Origin of the sequence: Streptomyces sp. NPDC051136 (genome assembly GCF_044455745.1) — a bacterium.
Taxonomy (GTDB): domain Bacteria; phylum Actinomycetota; class Actinomycetes; order Streptomycetales; family Streptomycetaceae; genus Streptomyces.
Genome location: NZ_JBITFE010000003.1, coordinates 177735 through 192716, shown reverse-complemented (window position 1 = coordinate 192716; position 14982 = coordinate 177735). Strand labels below are relative to the sequence as shown.

General features: G+C 70.2%; 16 protein-coding genes. 11 read left to right on the top strand and 5 right to left on the bottom strand.

What is annotated here, in order from left to right; translation table 11 throughout:
- Window positions 1-59 precede the first annotated feature (59 nt).
- From ACIBCJ_RS10045 to ACIBCJ_RS10030, 4 genes are all read left to right on the top strand, one after another.
- A complete protein-coding gene (locus ACIBCJ_RS10045; protein WP_133888631.1) occupies window positions 60-524 on the top strand; it encodes a GatB/YqeY domain-containing protein in 465 nt (154 codons plus the stop codon).
- Between the two features lie 415 nt (window positions 525-939).
- On the top strand, window positions 940-3180 hold the full coding sequence (locus ACIBCJ_RS10040) for a glycoside hydrolase domain-containing protein (protein ID WP_365979354.1): 2241 nt from the start codon (window positions 940-942) through the stop codon (window positions 3178-3180).
- Between the two features lie 5 nt (window positions 3181-3185).
- Window positions 3186-3665: a hypothetical protein gene (locus ACIBCJ_RS10035; protein WP_365979353.1), complete on the top strand. Its 480-nt coding sequence runs from the start codon at window positions 3186-3188 to the stop codon at window positions 3663-3665.
- Window positions 3666-3669: 4 nt separating this feature from the next.
- Complete coding sequence (locus ACIBCJ_RS10030; RefSeq protein ID WP_365979352.1) at window positions 3670-4422, top strand: hypothetical protein; 753 nt, start codon at window positions 3670-3672, stop codon at window positions 4420-4422.
- A gap of 16 nt (window positions 4423-4438) precedes the next feature.
- On the opposite strand, the gene ACIBCJ_RS10025 is transcribed toward ACIBCJ_RS10030, so the two are convergent.
- Window positions 4439-4657 carry a LuxR C-terminal-related transcriptional regulator gene (locus ACIBCJ_RS10025; protein WP_241965560.1) on the bottom strand — a complete coding sequence of 73 codons (219 nt, stop codon included), beginning with the start codon at window positions 4655-4657 and terminating at the stop codon, window positions 4439-4441.
- Between ACIBCJ_RS10025 and ACIBCJ_RS10020 the strand changes: the two genes are divergently transcribed.
- Window positions 4604-4810: a hypothetical protein gene (locus tag ACIBCJ_RS10020; RefSeq protein ID WP_362507895.1), complete on the top strand. Its 207-nt coding sequence runs from the start codon at window positions 4604-4606 to the stop codon at window positions 4808-4810. The two genes, ACIBCJ_RS10025 and ACIBCJ_RS10020, sit on opposite strands and share 54 nt — an antisense overlap.
- An 88-nt stretch (window positions 4811-4898) precedes the next feature.
- On the opposite strand, the gene ACIBCJ_RS10015 is transcribed toward ACIBCJ_RS10020, so the two are convergent.
- Both ACIBCJ_RS10015 and ACIBCJ_RS10010 read right to left on the bottom strand, forming a co-directional pair.
- On the bottom strand, window positions 4899-5405 hold the full coding sequence (locus ACIBCJ_RS10015) for a hypothetical protein (RefSeq protein ID WP_362105657.1): 507 nt from the start codon (window positions 5403-5405) through the stop codon (window positions 4899-4901).
- Window positions 5406-5606: 201 nt separating this feature from the next.
- Window positions 5607-7883 (bottom strand): transglycosylase domain-containing protein, encoded by a 2277-nt coding sequence (locus ACIBCJ_RS10010; protein WP_365979350.1) that lies wholly within the window; start codon window positions 7881-7883, stop codon window positions 5607-5609.
- Window positions 7884-8343: 460 nt separating this feature from the next.
- On the opposite strand from ACIBCJ_RS10010, the gene wblA reads away from it, so the two are divergent.
- Complete coding sequence (gene wblA / locus ACIBCJ_RS10005; RefSeq protein WP_356602240.1) at window positions 8344-8682, top strand: transcriptional regulator WblA; 339 nt, start codon at window positions 8344-8346, stop codon at window positions 8680-8682.
- A gap of 26 nt (window positions 8683-8708) precedes the next feature.
- Here wblA and ACIBCJ_RS10000 read toward each other — a convergent pair whose 3' ends face one another.
- Both ACIBCJ_RS10000 and ACIBCJ_RS09995 read right to left on the bottom strand, forming a co-directional pair.
- A complete protein-coding gene (locus tag ACIBCJ_RS10000; protein WP_365979349.1) occupies window positions 8709-10085 on the bottom strand; it encodes an ArsA family ATPase in 1377 nt (458 codons plus the stop codon).
- On the bottom strand, window positions 10082-11059 hold the full coding sequence (locus ACIBCJ_RS09995) for an ArsA-related P-loop ATPase (protein ID WP_362105666.1): 978 nt from the start codon (window positions 11057-11059) through the stop codon (window positions 10082-10084). Before ACIBCJ_RS09995 ends, ACIBCJ_RS10000 begins: the two co-directional genes overlap by 4 nt.
- 106 nt (window positions 11060-11165) lie before the next feature.
- On the opposite strand from ACIBCJ_RS09995, the gene ACIBCJ_RS09990 reads away from it, so the two are divergent.
- From ACIBCJ_RS09990 to ACIBCJ_RS09970, 5 genes are all read left to right on the top strand, one after another.
- Window positions 11166-11327 (top strand): DUF4177 domain-containing protein, encoded by a 162-nt coding sequence (locus ACIBCJ_RS09990; protein ID WP_003975360.1) that lies wholly within the window; start codon window positions 11166-11168, stop codon window positions 11325-11327.
- Window positions 11324-11791 carry a RidA family protein gene (locus ACIBCJ_RS09985; RefSeq protein ID WP_362105669.1) on the top strand — a complete coding sequence of 156 codons (468 nt, stop codon included), beginning with the start codon at window positions 11324-11326 and terminating at the stop codon, window positions 11789-11791. Before ACIBCJ_RS09990 ends, ACIBCJ_RS09985 begins: the two co-directional genes overlap by 4 nt.
- Before the next feature lie 288 nt (window positions 11792-12079).
- Window positions 12080-13114: an alpha/beta fold hydrolase gene (locus ACIBCJ_RS09980; RefSeq protein ID WP_399282341.1), complete on the top strand. Its 1035-nt coding sequence runs from the start codon at window positions 12080-12082 to the stop codon at window positions 13112-13114.
- Window positions 13115-13173: 59 nt separating this feature from the next.
- Window positions 13174-14097: an NUDIX hydrolase gene (locus ACIBCJ_RS09975; protein ID WP_365979348.1), complete on the top strand. Its 924-nt coding sequence runs from the start codon at window positions 13174-13176 to the stop codon at window positions 14095-14097.
- A complete protein-coding gene (locus ACIBCJ_RS09970; RefSeq protein ID WP_362105675.1) occupies window positions 14094-14936 on the top strand; it encodes an MBL fold metallo-hydrolase in 843 nt (280 codons plus the stop codon). Before ACIBCJ_RS09975 ends, ACIBCJ_RS09970 begins: the two co-directional genes overlap by 4 nt.
- The last annotated feature ends 46 nt before the right edge of the window (window positions 14937-14982 follow it).

Here is a 14982-nt window from a genome sequence, read left to right as displayed (position 1 = left end):
CGCCCAGGGCGCGTAAATGGGCGGGCGCCGGTCCTCGCGCACCTGCGACAATCAGGTCCATGACCACGCTCAAGTCGAAGCTGCACGACGACCTCAACTCCGCGATCAAGGAGCGCGACGAGCTCCGCTCCTCGACGCTCCGGCTGACGCTCGCCGCGATCACCAAGGAGGAGGTCGCGGGGAAGGAGAAGCGGGAGCTCTCCGACGACGAGGTGCAGAAGGTGATCACCCGCGAGGCGAAGAAGCGCCGTGAGGCCGCCGAGGCCTTCGCCCAGGGCGGCCGCGCCGAGAGCGCCGAGCGGGAGAAGGCGGAGGGCGAGGTGCTCGCCGCGTACCTGCCGAAGCAGCTCTCCGACGACGAGCTGAACGCGATCGTCGCGCAGGCCGTCGAGGAGGCGAAGGCGGGCGGTGCCGAGGGGCCGCGGGCCATGGGCGCCGTGATGAAGATCGTGAACCCGAAGGTGGCCGGACAGGCCGAGGGCGGCCGGGTCGCGGCCGCGGTCAAGAAGCTCCTGGCGGGCTGAGTACGTACGGCGACCGACGGCCGGGAGGCATCCGCGTCCCGGCCGTCCGGTGTTTCCCGGGCCGGCGGCAGAACAGCCGAAAGCCGGATTTCGACCCTTCCGTGACGCGGGCTTGGAAAGCGTAGAAGAAACCGCTTGCGGCGCAGTGTTCTTTCCCTGGACCCTTTGCGTCGGTCTGGTCACGGCGAAATTCGGCCTTCGTGTTTCCGCGCTGTCCGAGTGCTTTTCGTGGCCGCCCCGATGATCTAGGTTCCTACTGGTCAAGAGCAGTCCTGAGGGCTGCTGGGGTGGGAAATGTCGTTCTCGGGGGCGAATCAGGGCATGCCCGACCCCATGAATGCCGCGATGACGGTGACGCGGTGTGCGCCGACCTCTTCCGCCCCGCCTTCGAATTCCGGCGGCAGGAAGGGACCCCATGGCTGACGAGATGGTGCTCCGCGCCCAGAGATTCATCAACACCACATACGGGAACGGCGCCACCCTCGGCATTTCCAAACTGGAGGAGAACGGTCGCACCGGCTGGACCGTGATGTATGCCCTGACTCGGGCACTGCAGTACGAGATGGGTATCCCGTCACTGTCGGACAACTTCGGTCCGACCACCCTCGCCACCATCGCCGAGAAGTACGGCAAGCTCGACGAGACCACCATCCCGTCGGCGAACTTCTGCCGGATCATCCAGTCGGCGCTCTACTGCAAGGGCTACGACGGCGGTGACATCGACGGAACCTACAACGACCGCGTCAAGGCGGCCGTGGCGAAGCTGAACGCGAACATGGGCGTCGGCGGCACCTATCCCGGCAGTTCCCTGTGGCCGAAGGTGGTCAAGGGACTGATGAACATGGACGCCTACGTCACCGTCAACGACGGGTCGGAGACCATCCGGTCCATCCAGCAGTGGCTCAACGGCCGGTACGTGCTCCGCAAGGACTTCTACATCATTCCCTGCGACGGCCATCACTCCCGTGACGTCGCCAAGTCGATGCTCTTCGCCATTCAGTACGAACTGGGCATGGCCGACGGCGTCGCGAACGGAGTCTTCGGTCCCGGAACGCAGTCCGGCCTGAAGAGCCACACGGTGTCCACCGGCTCCTCCGGGGTCTGGGTGCAGCTGTTCACCGGGGCGATGGTCCTCAACAAGCGTCCGGTGTCCTTCACGAGTTCGTACACGTCCTCGCTGGCCTCCAGCGTCAGCACGTTCCAGTCGTTCATGAAGCTCGCCGTGAACGGCCAGGGAGATTTCGAGACCTGGGCCGCGCTGCTCGTCTCCTACGGCGACCAGAGCCGGGCGGGCGAGGCGTGCGACGGCGTCACGAAGATCACCGCCGCCCGGGCCCAGGCCCTGAAGGCCGCCGGCTACAAGTACGTCGGGCGGTACCTCTACAACCCGTCCACCACGTCGCTCCCGGAGAAGGAGATCCAGCCGGGCGAGCTCGCGACCATCAAGGAGTACGGGCTGCGCTGCTTCCCCATCTACCAGACGTGGGCGCGCTCGGTCGACTACTACAGCGTCGAGCAGGGCGTCACCGACTGCATGACGGCCTCGTACAAGGCGGAGGAGCACGGGTTCAAGCCCGGCACGCGCATCTACTTCGCCGTCGACTACGACGCGGTGGACGAAGAGGTGACCGCGTACATCCTGCCGTACTTCCGAAGCGTCAGGGACGAGATGAACCGGCTGGGCAGTCCCTACAAGATCGGGGTCTACGGCCCGCGCAACGCCTGTTCCCGGATATCCGCGGCAGGTTACGCGGACGCCAGTTTCGTGTCGGACATGTCGTCCGGCTTCTCCGGCAACCTCGGATATCCGATGCCCGAGAACTGGTCCTTCGACCAGATCGTCACCAAGACGGTCGGTTCCGGCAGCGGCCAGATCGAGATCGACAACAACATCGCCTCGGGCCGCGACACCGGGCAGGGCGACTTCTACCCCACACCCTCCGAGAAGCTCGACATCGGCTTCGACATCGATCTCCTGCCCGCCCTGCTGCAGGAGATCCAGACCTACATGGCGAGCATCGGCAAGCCCGGCGGGGAGCGCATCTACACCCTGCAGGAGTGCCTCGAAACGATCATCAGCCACGACGCGGCGATCACCTCGGGGGCCCGCAGGTACCGGATGCGCAAGGCGCTCATCCAGACCTCGGCGTTCTGGGAGTTCTGCCACTACAGCATCAAGGACCTCACCGAGGACGCCGGTGTGACGCTCTACCACACCGGGATCATCCCCGACTGGGCCAAGGACCTCCCCAAGATCGAGCAACTGGTCGACAGCAGCACCGGCATCGCCAAGATCTCCGGCCGCACCTGCATCCTGGCGCGCAACAACTCGATCCGCGCGGGGCTGCTGGAAGGCACCATCCTCGACTCGACCGACGACGACGACCGCTGGGCCATGTGGCAGAAGGTCAACCAGGACAACGTGTTCAACCTGAGCACCGTGCCGCACATGCACATCTGGGGCGCCGACGGAAAGGCGGGCGATCACGCCGAGACCCCGATCCGACGCCCCGCGCTCGACTACACCGAGACCGAGATCTACGAGGTGCTGCGCCGCTACCAGGGCTTCGGCACCGAGGCGGAGGCCCACGCGCAGGAACGCATGCCGCTCTACGCGATCTTCGAGAAGTACAACCTCGCCATCCGCGGGGTCTGACGCGCGTGGTCACGGCAGCCGATCCCTGGCAGGGCCACGACGACACCGTTCTCTTCACGGTGCTCCTCACGGCGACACCGACGCTGATCGCCCTCCTGGCGTATCTGTGCTCCCGGTTCACCGCGCGGGCCCGCCTGCACCGCACTGCGGCCGGGGTGACGCGGGACGTCTCCCTGACGGCGGTCGCGGCGGGCCTCGCCGTCTACCTGTGGGGCCTGCTCGGCCTGCTGTTCCTGGGGGACCAGGAGCAGGCGCAGGAGTGCGAGCGGCAGCGACCCGAAGGGGCGGTCCTGGTGGGCCGCAGAGGGGACTTCGTCCCGCTGCGGCTCGTCTGCGAGGTCTCGGACGGCCGTGACTACTCCGTCGTCGTCCCCGGCTACGTCAATCCGACCCTCACCGTTCTGCTGGTGCTCGCGCTCCTCGGTGCCGCGGTCTCCGCCTTCCTGCACCACCAGCAGCGCACGCCGACACAGAAGAAAGGATGAGCCGTTGAACAACTCCGGTATTCCCCGCCGCACCACCCTCCTCGCCGCCGCCGGTGTCACCGCCGCCGCGAGCCTCACCACCACCGGCCTGCTCGCCTCCCCGGCCGTCGCCGCCGGGCCGCAGCCGGTCAGGAACGACGCGTTGAAGGAGGCGCTGCGCCGCGCGAAAGCGCGTCATCGCCGACTGCGCACGGGCCGGCCGTCGGCCAACGGGTGGGAGATGCAGAACGCCGTCGACGCCGACGGTGCCGTCGTCACCTGCCCGGTGCCGGGCACCGGGCAGACCGTCCGGTTGCGCATGGGTGACACGCAGACGGTGCTGGTCCATGTGATCCGCCGCTTCCACTACGAGGTGGACGCCCTGGGTGCCGGTACGGGGCCCGGGGCCCTGGAGGGGTGGACCGCGCCCTCGACGGTGCGCGACGCCCGGCGGCCCGAGTCGAACCTGGCGTCCGGTACCGCCGTCGTGATCAGGCCGGGTTCCTACCCGGCGGGTGTGCGGGACGGTTTCACCGCTGCCCAGGTGCTGACTCTCCGGGACATCCTCGCCGACACCGAGGGCGTCGTCCGGTGGGGCGGCGACGACCGTCACCCGTACGAAGGGCTGTTCTACCTCGACGTACCGCCGGACGACGCCCGGCTGGGACGCGTCGCCGCGAAGATCCGCTCGTGGAACGAGGTCCCGGGCGCGGGTGCGGGCGTGGTGCCCGACGTGACGGAACCCTCCCGTCGCCGCCGGGCCGAGCGCTACCGCTGACCGGCCGGCCGGCCCGTCACGGGTTGCGGGAGGGTGTCCGCTCCAGCGGATGCCCTCCCGTTTCGTACGGCGGCCGCATGGCGCGGAGCAGGCCCAGCTCCTGGGCCCGCGCTCCCAGGGCCACGCGTCCGTTGGCCCGCAGCTGCTCCATGAGCCGCTGCACCCTGCGCTGTACCGTGCGGTGACCTACGCCGAGCCGCCGGGCGATCGAGGCGTCGCTGAAGCCGGCATACAAAAGATGCAGAATTTTTCGGTCGTCGTCGCCGACGGCGGAAAGGTCGACGCAATTCTCCGGTCTGGCGGTCAAAAGAACCCCGATGTGATGTGCGGCGGTTATGCGCGATCCATTTTAAATGAACTTTCCCGCACGGGGAAGACGGATAAATGAAAGATGAGCGACAAAAGGGCGGAACGATGGAATTCCATCGTTCCGCCCTGCGGCTGCGGCACCGTCGTCACGGCCGCCGCGGGCCGGCTCAGTACCAGGGGGTGCAGCTCTGGTCGCCCGACGGGTCCTCCACGCAGGCCCGCATCATGTGGGTCGACGGGTTGTGGTACATCGGGGTGCGCGTCCAGTAGTAGTTCGTCCCGCCGGGAATCTTGCCGGTCCAGCCCGAGGCGCCGCCCTTCTTCAGGCCGAGCCGCCAGTAGCACTCGGACTGGTCCTTGGTGCAGCGCTGGACGTACACGCTCCAGTCACCCTCGTTGGAGCCGCTGATGTAGTGCAGCCGCGCCCAGCTGTACTGGTCGCCGTCGGTCTTGCCCCACCGCAGCTCGTACAGGAAGGAGCCGCCGAGCTGGTACGGCCCGTACGGGCTGACCGGACCGCTCTGCCACGACTGGATGTTCGGGTCGTGGCCGTCGCAGCCGAACCCGGAGCACGCCTGGGCGCTCGCCTGCGCCGAGCCCGGGAGCATGAGGACCAGGGTGAGAGCGCTGATCAGTGCGCCGAACGTCGCGCCGATCCGTGTACGAAGTTTCATTTCCCCTCCGTGGTGCAGCAATCAAAGGCACCCGGTGGCGGGGCCAGACGCGACTATGTCACGGCATCGTGCCCACGGAATGGCTCTCTCGACGGCTGGCGTAATCACGTCGAATAGGTTTGGAAACAAGGCGAACGGTCCCTCCCCCGTTCAGGAGAAGGGACCGTTTCGTTCTGGCCGTACGGGTGCCGGTGGGGCGGGTCAGCGCCGCCCGCCCGGCCCGTTGCCCGGCCCCTGGATCAGATTGCCCGGGAAGCCGCCGTCCGAGCCGCCGTTGCCGTTGCCGCCGTCGACCAGACCGCCGATGAAGCCGTCGTCGCCGCCGTCGTTCCCGTCGTCGCCGTTGTTCCCGTCGTCGGGCTTCCCCTTGTCGCGGTCCTTGTTCTTGTCCTTGTCCTTGTTCTTGTCCTCGTCCGGGATGTCGACGAGGTTGAACGAGGGGGAGTCCTTGCCCGCCAGGGCGCCGGTCATGGCGTCCTTCCAGATGGGACCCGGGACCGCGCCACCGAAGACCAGCTCGTGGTACTGCCCGCCGATCGTGATGTTCTTCATCTTGACCTGCTGCGAGGCGCTGCCCACCCAGACGGCGCCGGACAGGTTCGGGGTGTAGCCGACGAACCAGGCGTTCTTGCGCTCGTCGGTCGTACCGGTCTTGCCCGCGTTGTCACGGTCCGTGAGCCCGGCCGCCTTGCCCGTGCCGGAGTCGACCACACCCTGCAGCAGGGTGCTGACCGTGTCCGCGGTCTTCTCACTCATCGCACGCGAGCACGTCGACTTCGGGACGTCGAGCGACTGCTGCTTGTTGCCGATCTTCTGGGCGATCGACTCGATCACGATCGGCGTGCAGTACATGCCCCGGGAGGCGAAAGCGGCGTAGGCGCTCGCCATCGTCAGCGGGGACACGCCCTTGGACCCGAGGGAGATGGCGGGCATTTCCGGGAGCTTCTCGCCGCTGCCCTGCACGACGTGCAGCGCGTCCGTCATCTTCATCACCGGGCACAGCCCGATGTCGGCCACCATCTGGACGAAGTAGGTGTTGACCGAGAGGGCCATCGCCTTCTTCAGCCGGTACGGGCCGACCTCCGACTCGCTCTCGTTGGGGACCTTCTCGCCGGCCGTGTTGAGCCACGGCTTCCCACTGCACGTCTGCACGGGCTCGGGGTAGGGCATCTCGTACGGGGACGAGTACTCCTGCGTGGGCGGACGCCCCTCCTCGAGCGCGGCCGCCGCGACGAAGGGCTTGAACGTGGAACCGGTCGGGAAGCCGAAGTTGGAGCCGCCCGCGGCGTGGTCGACCGAGTAGTTGATCTCGGTCTCGTTCTTGCCGTAGCCGTAGGGCTTCGTCTGGCCCATCGCGAGGACCTTGCCGGTGCCCGGTTCGACCAGCGTGCTCGCCGCGGCGACCGAGTCCGACTTGTTGACGTGGTCCTTGAGCGACTGCTGGACCGACTCCTGCGCCTGCGGGTCGAGGGTCGTGCGGATGGTCAGTCCGCCCTGGTTCCAGACCTTGGCCCGGTCCTTGCGGGTCTTGCCGAAGACCGGTTCGCTCAGGAACACCTCGCGCACGTAGTCGCAGAAGAAGCTCGCGTCGTCCACGGCCGTGATGCAGCCGTTCTTCGGCTTGCTGACCTTCAGCCCGAGCGGTGCCTTCTTCGCCTTCTCCGCCTCGGCGGTGGAGATGTCGCCGACCTGGGCCATGCGGTTCAGCACGACGTTGCGCCGCTTGGTGGCCTCGGCCTCGTCGTTGACCGGGTCGTACCGGCTGGGCGACTGGACGATGCCGGCCAGGAGGGCGGCCTCCTGCACGGTCAGGTCCTTGGCGTGCTTGGAGAAGTAGCGCTGGGAGGCCGCCTCGACGCCGTAGGCCTGCTGGCCGAAGAAGGTGATGTTCAGGTAGTTCTCGAGGATCTTCTTCTTGCCCAGCTCCTCCTCGACCTGGATCGCGAGCTTCAGCTCCTGGATCTTGCGGCCGATCGTCTGCTGGGTGGCCTGGGCGACCTTCGTCGGGTCGTCGCCGGCCTCCTCCACGAAGACGTTCTTGACGTACTGCTGCGTGAGCGTGGAGGCGCCCTCGGAGACCTCGCCGCTGCGCGCGTTCTTGTTCAGGGCGCGCAGGACGCCCTTGAGGTCGATCGCGCCGTGCTCGTAGAAGCGGGAGTCCTCGATCGCGACGATCGCCTTCTGCATGTACGGCGAGATGTCCTTGAGGTCGACCACGGTCCGGTCGCGCGAGTACACCGTGGCGATGGTGCCGCCCTCGGCGTCGAGGATGTTGGTGCGCTGGCTCAGCGGAGGAGTCTTCAGGTTGGTCGGGAGGGCGTCGAAGCCCTCCACCGACCCCTTGGCCGCCAGCCCCAGCGCGCCCACTGCGGGCAACGCGATGCCGGCCAGCACTGCTCCCGCGAGCACACTGACACCGAGGAACTTGGCGGCCTGCTGCGTTGGCGACAGACCACCGCCCGAGCGCTTCTTTGGCATGGAGGCAGCCTACGTTCTCATTCGCCGGACACGCGTATATGCCTTGGCCTAAGCTGCACTCAACTGTCACAGCAGTGAGGCCACGTATCAATACGTCCGGAGACCCCGAATCGTTCCGGATCCGCTCGAATTTTTTCCGAGGGGCCCCGCTGGGGGGCGTGTTGGTGTGTGCCGGCGCGTGCCAAGGCGTGAGGGGTGCGTGTCCGAATCCGCCTCGTGTGTCAATCGGTGTCCGTTGTGACGTACCAGGGATGACCTGAATGTCGGGATCGTCGCGCATGTCGCCAGCTCACTCCCCCGGGTGATCTGCCGCTTACCCATAGTCCGTTCGGGCCATTCAAGATTGGGCCCGAAGGGGGTGTTGCGCTGTGCCCACCTTCCGTAACGTCCTCAACTGGCGGCGGTGAATATGCCGCTGCCGCCGTGGGGGAGCCTCGATTCGGGAGAGGACGGCGCCGGTATGGGCTGGGTAACCGACTGGAGTGCGCAGGCCGCCTGCCGCACTACCGATCCGGACGAACTGTTCGTTCAGGGAGCAGCGCAGAACAGGGCCAAGGCGGTGTGCACCGGATGTCCGGTGCGGACCGAGTGCCTGGCCGACGCGCTCGACAACCGCGTCGAGTTCGGCGTGTGGGGAGGCATGACGGAGCGGGAGCGCCGCGCGCTGCTGCGCAGGCGGCCCACCGTGACCTCCTGGCGCCGCCTGCTCGAGACGGCGCGGACGGAGTACGAGCGGGGGGCCGGCATCGTGCCCCTCGATGACGACGAGGTGTACGAGAACTTCGCGGCCGTGGTCTGAGCCCGCCAGGGCTCGGCAGGGACGGATCAGGCGTCCGGCTCGGGAAGCTCGGGCCGGCCGGTCGCCAGACGCTCCCCGATGTCCCGCAGCCCCGCGAGGTCGTGCACGTCGCCGGGCAGCGCGGCCACCTCGGTGACCGCGACCTCGGGATGACGCGCGGTGAAGCGGTCACGCGTGCGCTGCTCCCGCGCGAGCAGGTGCATGCGCTCGGCGTGCAGCCGCAGCAGGCCCGCGGTGAGCGCGTCGACGGACTGCTCCGGTGTGCCGGGGGCCCCGGCGGAGGTGCCGGGATCCTCGGGGGAGGTGCCGGAGGCCGAGTCGTCGGGGACGGAGTCGGCCGGTCCTGAACTGCCGTGTGCATCGGGAGAGTTGCCGGGGGAGGTACGAAGTCCAGCTTTCCCGTCGCCCTGATCCACAATGCGGGCGTCCTCAAGATTTTCCGCGGCGGCGAGCGCCCGCTCGGCCGACAGCCCGTCGGCGCCGCTGCCGTGGACCCGGTTGAGCACCAGACCGGCGAGCGGCATGTCCTCGGCCGCCAGCCGCTCGACGAAGTACGCGGCCTCGCGCAGTGCGTCCCGCTCCGGGGCCGCGACCACCAGGAACGCCGTGCCGGGCGCCTGGAGCAGCTTGTACGTCGCGTCCGCGCGGGTACGGAAACCGCCGAACATCGAGTCCATGGCGGCGACGAAGGTCTGCACGTCCTTGAGGAACGGCCCGCCCAGCACCTTGCCCAGGACGCCGGTCATCATCGACATGCCGACGTTCAGGAACTTCATGCCCGCCCGGCCGCCGACCTTGGCCGGGGCCAGCAGCAGACGGATCAGCTTCCCGTCGAGGAACGAACCGAGTCGCTTGGGGGCGTCCAGGAAGTCCAGCGCCGAGCGGGACGGCGGGGTGTCGACGACGATGAGGTCCCACTCGTCCTTCGCCCGCAGCTGCCCCAGCTTCTCCATCGCCATGTACTCCTGCGTGCCCGCGAAGCCCGCCGAGAGCGACTGGTAGAACGGGTTGCCCAGGATCGCCGCGGCGCGCTCGGGGTCCGCGTGGGACTCGACGACCTCGTCGAAGGTCCGCTTCATGTCGAGCATCATGGCGTGCAGCTCACCGCCCGCCGCGTCGTCGACGCCCTTCACCCGGCGCGGGGTGTTGTCCAGCGAGTCGATGCCCATGGACTGCGCGAGCCGCCGGGCCGGGTCGATGGTGAGGACGACCACCTTGCGGCCGCGCTCGGCCGCGCGCAGGCCCAGGGCCGCCGCCGTGGTCGTCTTGCCGACGCCGCCCGAACCGCAGCAGACCACGATGCGGGTCCGCGGGTTCTCCAGCAGACGGTCCACGTCGAGCACGCGCGCGTGGGTCAGGCGCCGCGCGCTCTCCTGGTGGCGGGCCGGGTCCTGTGGACTCATGCGATCCCCTGCTTCCGCAGCTCGGTGGCCAGTTCGTACAGGCCCGCCAGGTCCATGCCCTCCGCGAGCAGCGGCAGTTCCAGCGTCGGCAGGCCCAGCTCGCCGAGGACCGCCCGCTGCTCCTGCTCCAGCGCATACCGCTCGGCGTACTCCCCGGCCTGCGCGAGGAGCGGGTCGACCAGCCGCTCGGCGTGCCCGCCCCGCCGCGCCCCGCCGAGCCCCGCCCCGGACAGGGACCGGGCCAGCGCCGTACGCGGGGTGTCCCGGACGAGCTCCAGGCCGGTGTCGTCCAGGACCTGGGGCCGGACCATGTTGACCACGACCCGCCCCACCGGGAGCCGCGCCGTGCGCAGCTCGGCGATGCCGTCCACGGTCTCCTGGACCGGCATCTCCTCCAGCAGCGTCACCAGGTGCACGGCGGTCTCGCGCGACTTCAGCACCCGCATGACGGCCTGCGCCTGATTGTGTATGGGGCCGACCTTCGCCAGGCCGGCCACCTCGTCGTTCACGTTGAGGAAGCGCGTGATGCGGCCGGTCGGCGGGGCGTCCATGACGACGTAGTCGTAGACGAATCGTCCCTGCTTGTCCTTGCGCCGGACCGCCTCGCACGCCTTGCCGGTCAGCAGGACGTCCCTGACCCCCGGCGCGATGGTGGTCGCGAAATCTATCGCGCCGAGCTTCTTCAGGGCCCGTCCGGCACTGCCGAGCTTGTAGAACATCTGGAGGTAGTCCAGAAGCGCCAGTTCGGCGTCGATGGCGAGGGCGTACACCTCCCCGCCCCCGGGAGCGACGGCGATCTTCCGCTCCTCATAAGGCAGCGCCTCCGTTTCGAAGAGCTGCGCGATGCCCTGGCGACCCTCGACCTCGACGAGAAGCGCGCGCTTCCCCTCGGTGGCCAGGGCCAGCGCGAGGGATGCGGCCACCGTGGTCTTGCCGGTACCGCCCTTGCCACTGACGACCTGGAGCCTGCTCACGTATTCGAGCGTAACCAGTTCGCGCACCGAGTACGCGGGAGGCTGTGGACAAGGTGGCCCCGGTCGGCCCGCGAAGGTGTGTCGGGCAACGGCTAGAGTCGGCCGCATGACCAAGTGGGAATACGCAACCGTGCCGCTGCTCGTCCATGCCACGAAGCAGATTCTGGACACCTGGGGCGAGGACGGCTGGGAGCTCGTCCAGGTCGTGCCCGGGCCGAACAACCCCGAGCAGCTCGTCGCCTACCTGAAGCGGGAGAAGCAGGCATGAGCGCGGTGGAGGCGAAGCTCGCCGAGCTGGGCCTGGCGCTGCCCGAGGTCGTCCCGCCGCTGGCCGCCTACCAGCCGGCCGTGCAGTCCGGCCCGTACGTCTACACCTCGGGCCAGCTGCCGATGCTGGGGGGCAAGCTCCCGGTGACCGGCAAGGTCGGCGCCGAGGTCACCCCGGACGAGGCCAAGGAGCTGGCCCGCACCTGCGCGCTGAACGCCCTGGCCGCCGTGAAGTCCGTCGCCGGCGACCTCGACCGGATCGCCCGGGTCGTCAAGGTGGTCGGGTTCGTCGCCTCCGCGAGCGACTTCACCGGCCAGCCCGGGGTGGTCAACGGCGCCAGCGAACTCCTCGGCGAGGTCCTCGGCGACAAGGGCGTGCACGCCCGCAGCGCGGTCGGCGTGGCGGTCCTCCCGCTGGACGCGCCGGTGGAGGTCGAGATCCAGGTGGAGCTGGTCCAGCCGTAAGGCCTGCCGTCCGGCCGTACCTCGTCCGGCCGTACCTCGTCCGGCCGTACTTCGTCCGGCCGTCACCGCGTCCGGCTCGCGGGGCCGGGTGCGTGGCCGGGTGGCCGGGTGCGTTGCCGGGTCGGCAACAAACCTCGCTCACGGGGCCGCGGCCCCGCAGGATGCGGTGCAGGTGCCCCGTACGGGCGCGGGAACCGGCCCCGGCCGGCGGTCCCGGTCCGTCCGGGGGCCGTACCGATCCCGTGGACCTACGCGCCAGGAGGAGCCGTGCCGCAGCCGCAGCCGTCCGTGACCGACCAGCCGCCCCACCGGCCCGAACAGCCGTCCGGCCGGTCCGGCCGGCCCGTGCACCGGCTGGTGCCGTCGCCCGCCGGGCGGATCCACCTGGCGGAGCAGGGGAGCGGGCCGCTGGTCCTGCTCGTGCACGGCTTCCCCGAGTCCTGGTACTCCTGGCGGCACCAGCTGCCCGCGCTTGCCGCCGCCGGGTTCCGCGCCGCCGCCGTCGACGTGCGCGGCTACGGGCGCTCCTCACGGCCGGACGCCGTCGACGCGTACCGGATGCTCGACCTGGTGGCGGACGGCGTCGCCGTGGTGGAGGCCCTGGGGGAGCGTACGGCCGTGATCGTCGGCCACGACTGGGGTGCGAACATCGCCGCGCACTCCGCCCTGCTGCGGCCCGACGTGTTCCGCGCGGTCGGCCTGCTGAGCGTGCCGTACACCCCGCCGGGCGGCCCGAGGCCGAGCGAGGCCTTCGCCGCCATGAGCGATCCGGCCGGACCCTTCGCGGGGCAGGAGTTCTACGTCTCCTACTTCCAGGAGCCCGGCCGCGCCGAGGCGGAGATCGAGCCCGACGTACGCGGCTGGCTCGCCGGTCTCTACGCCGCCCTGTCCGCCGACACCATGCCCGGCCCCCAGGAGCCCGACCCGCACTTCGTCGCCCCCGGCGGCAGGATGCGCGACCGGTTCCCGGGCCCCGGCCGGCTGCCCTCCTGGCTGACCGAGGAGGTGCTGGACGTCTACGCCGGGGAGTTCGAGCGCACCGGTACGACCGGCGCCCTCAACCGCTACCGCTGCATGGACCGCGACTGGGCCGACCTGGCCGCGCACGAGGGCGCCCCGATCACCCAGCCGTCCCTGTTCCTCGGCGGCGCCCTGGACGCCTCCACCACCTGGCTGTCCGACGCGATCGAGGCGTTCCCGGACACCCTGCCCGGCCTGAGCGCCTCCCACGTCCTCGACGGCTGCGGCCACTGGCTCCAGCAGGAGCGCCCCGAGGAGACGAACCGGCTGCTCACCGAGTGGCTGACCGGCCTGCCCTCCTGACGGCTCCGGGGCCCCGGGGGCCACTCGAACATCCGCCCGTCACCGGATAGCCTCCGGCCATGGCGAATGGTCAGTGGTACCCCCCGGAGTGGCCGGAACGCATCCGCGCGCTGGCGGCCGACACCCTCACCCCGGTCACCCCGAAGCGCGCGGCCACCGTCATGCTCCTCAAGGACACCGGTTCCGGCCCCGTCGTGCACATGCTGCGCCGCCGCACCTCCATGGCGTTCGCCGGCGGCGCGTACGCCTACCCGGGCGGCGGGGTCGACCCGCGCGACGACGACCGCGCCGTGGGCTGGGCGGGCCCCACGCGCGCGTGGTGGGCCGAGCGGCTCGGCGTCGACGAGGCGGGCGCCCAGGCGATCGTCTGCGCGGCCGTGCGGGAGACCTACGAGGAGGCCGGCGTCCTGCTCGCGGGTCCGACCGGTGACTCGGTGGTCGGCGACACGACCGGCGCCGACTGGGAGGCCGACCGGGCCGCCCTGGTCGCGCGCGAGCTGTCCTTCGCGGAGTTCCTGGACCGCAGGGGCCTCGTCCTGCGCTCCGACCTGCTCGGCGCCTGGGCGCGCTGGATCACGCCGGAGTTCGAGTCCCGGCGCTACGACACGTGGTTCTTCGTGGCCGCGCTCCCCGAGGGGCAGCGCACCCGCAACGCCTCCACGGAGGCCGACCGCACGGTGTGGATCACTCCGGCGGACGCGACCGCCGGGTACGACAAGGGTGAGCTGCTGATGATGCCGCCCACCGTCGCGACCCTGCGCGGCCTGGCCGAGTGCGGTACGGCGGCCGAGGCGCTGGCGTCGGCCCCGGGCCGCGACATGACGCCCGTGCTGGCCCGCGCGCGGCTCTCGGGCGACGAGGTCGTCCTGTCCTGGCCGGGACACGACGAGTTCACGAAGCACGTGCCGAGCACGAACACGCTCACGTCCGCGCACCCGGCGCCGGCGACGCCTTCCGACCCGACCGGGGGAGCCCCCGCATGACGGACGCAGCAGCACTGCCCGGACAGCCGCGCGGCGGTGTCCTGTCGGGCCCGGCCACCGCGCGCGCGGTGAACGTCCTCGCCCCCAACGCCTCGGCGATGACCCTGGACGGCACGAACACCTGGATCCTCGCCGAACCCGACTCCGACCTGGCCGTCGTCGTCGACCCGGGTCCGCTGGACGACGCCCACCTGCGGCGCGTCGTCGACACGGCCGAGCGGGCCGGCAAGCGGGTCGCGCTGACCCTCCTGACGCACGGTCACCCGGACCACGCGGAGGGCGCCGCGCGCTTCGCCGAGCTGACGCGCACGAACGTACGGGCACTGGACCCGGCGCTGCGGCTGGGCGACGAGGGGCTGGCCGCGGGGGACGTGATCGGCGTGGGCGGGCTGGAGCTGAGGGTCGTACCGACCCCGGGGCACACCGCCGACTCGCTGTGCTTCCATCTCCCGGCCGACCGGGCGGTCCTGACGGGCGACACCGTCCTGGGGCGCGGCACGACGGTGGTGGCCCACCCCGACGGCCGCCTCGGCGACTACCTGGACTCGCTGCGCAGGCTCAGGTCGCTCACGGCCGACGACGGGGTGCACACGGTGCTGCCGGGGCACGGGCCCGTCCTGGAGGACGCCCAGGGCGTCGTGGAGTACTACCTCGCCCATCGCGCCCACCGCCTCGCCCAGGTCGAGACGGCGGTGGAGGACGGCCACCGCACGCCCGGCGCGGTCGTCGCCCACGTCTACGCGGACGTCGACCGCTCCCTGTGGCCCGCGGCGGAGCTGTCGGTGCGGGCGCAGCTGGAGTACCTCGGCGAGCACGGGCTGATCCAGCTGTCCGACTAGGCCCCCCTGGGGGGGGGGGGGGGGGCGAGGGCCGGGGGACCTGGAG